This is a genomic window from Methanobrevibacter filiformis (genome assembly GCF_001639265.1).
Taxonomy (GTDB): domain Archaea; phylum Methanobacteriota; class Methanobacteria; order Methanobacteriales; family Methanobacteriaceae; genus Methanacia; species Methanacia filiformis.
Window position 1 is genome coordinate 1 of the sequence record NZ_LWMT01000132.1, and the last position, 1,948, is coordinate 1,948.

Annotated in this window: 1 protein-coding gene; it reads left to right on the top strand. The window is 27.3% G+C overall.

What is annotated here, in order from left to right:
• Positions 1 to 142 precede the first annotated feature (142 nt).
• Positions 143 to 1,735 (top strand): transposase, encoded by a 1,593-nt coding sequence (locus MBFIL_RS04175; protein WP_066971781.1) that lies wholly within the window; start codon positions 143 to 145, stop codon positions 1,733 to 1,735.
• Positions 1,736 to 1,948: the final 213 nt, after the last annotated feature.

The window sequence follows — 1,948 nt, forward strand, 5'->3', positions numbered from 1 at the left end:
AATAGATATTCAATGAAAAACATAGACAACAAATAAAAAAAACTACAAAAAATAATTTACAATCTAACCACAACTAAGAAAATTCACTGTCATCCATCAACTGAAAAATTAATTATTGCACAGCCAAGGAGGTTTGAAAAAAATGGCTGTTGAATCTATTGAGGATTTAGGTATAACTATTGAAAAGTTAAAGAAATTTGGGAGAGAATCTCGTGATTTTATAACTATATTGTCTTCATTTGATAATAAGTGTGTTCAGGATTTAATCAATGAATTAAATGGAGAATTTAAATCTGAAAAAGGAAGAAAAGCTATTTCACGTTTATTACTTTTAGGAGCGATTACTTACGGAATCTTAGTTGATGAATATAGAACAGATAAAATAGCTAGTTTATGCAAAACAGATATAATATTAAAAACATTTCTAAATGGTAAAACACCATCATCCACAACATTAAGCAGATTTTTATCAAACAGCAACTCCATTACCATTAAAAAAATATTTCTACACACATTACTCGTTTTAAATGACCATCATATTCTAAAATTTCTCCATATTTTCATTGACGGTACTGATGCATTAATTAAAGGATCTAAACACTACACTATCACACGTGATGAATTAAAAGCTTTAAAACTAATGAAAAAATGGAATTTACTGCACGATAAAAGTAAAAATTCAATCCGAAGAATTAAAAAAGAACTAAAAATCAAAGAACAAGAATATAAAAAAGACCAAGATATTTTAGAAAGCATACAGACCATTAGAAAAAGAATCATGCTTTACAATAAAAATATGTCCCAACGTATAAATGAATTTGAAGATCGATTTAAGGAAATAGATAATGATTATGTTAGTATTACATTTCCTGAAGCTGTTATGATGCCTACAAAGAAAGGAAATTTCGATTTTGCCTTCAATTTACAAGAAATAGTCACAGAAAGCAAAATAATTATTGGAGGACTATTACTAGACAAACCTAATGATAATTTAGTTTTAAAAGAAGTACTGGACGAATTACGGGAAAATTTCACTTTACTACTAGAAATGATTAAAGAATATGGTGAAAGGAAAAATTACAAAGAAATAGAACAAATGCTCAAAAAAGCAATTTACATTTTAGATTCAGGATATTTCTCTAACGAAAACTTAGAAACAGCAGATAAAAATGACATAAATGCACTAATAATGCCCAAAGGAATCTCAAAACAACTTAATGACATTTACAGAGTGAATAATGGACTCAAAGAAGCCCCATGTATTGAAGAATTGGAAAAAATAAGTAAAAAATATTTTGAAAAAGGAAATAACAAAATCACATGTTTAAATGGTGAAATATTACCATTAAAGAACATTAAAGAGATAAACAGCAAATATAATCGTCAACATAACTCTAATCCAAAATACATGGAAAGATCATACAATTACTATTGCTTGTCCCATTCATCATGCCCATTTAAGGAAAAATGTTCGTGTGGTGATGGTGTAACTCCTATAAACTACAGAATCACCACACTTAAACATGAAATGATTAATAAAATGACTCAAAAACGCTATTTAACTATTTATGCTGAACGGTTCCAAACTGAAGGCGTAAATGGTTATCTTAAGCGTAGTAATGGTGTCTTAATGCTTTTAGGCTCCAATAAAGTAGCTGCAACTAATGAAATAAACATCAGAAATGCAATATACAATACAATACGAACAAGAAATCTAAAAGACACAATATACTAGAAAAAACATAAATAAACATAGTATAAAACCATACATGTCTAAATAAGTATCTCTTAGTCAGTATGCCATTTATCAAAACATGATTCATACAAAAGCACTAATTTATTAATACAAATTTCATAATAAATGCACAAAAACTTAATAAAAAAAAGATTATTAAAGTCATTAATGCATAAAATCATATTTCAACACAAAGATTATTAAACTTTACTA

Excerpts from the sequence above, each read along its gene's own strand:
- MBFIL_RS04175 (WP_066971781.1), top strand. The coding sequence starts at position 143 with ATGGCTGTTGAATCTATTGAGGATTTAGGTATAACTATTGAAAAGTTA.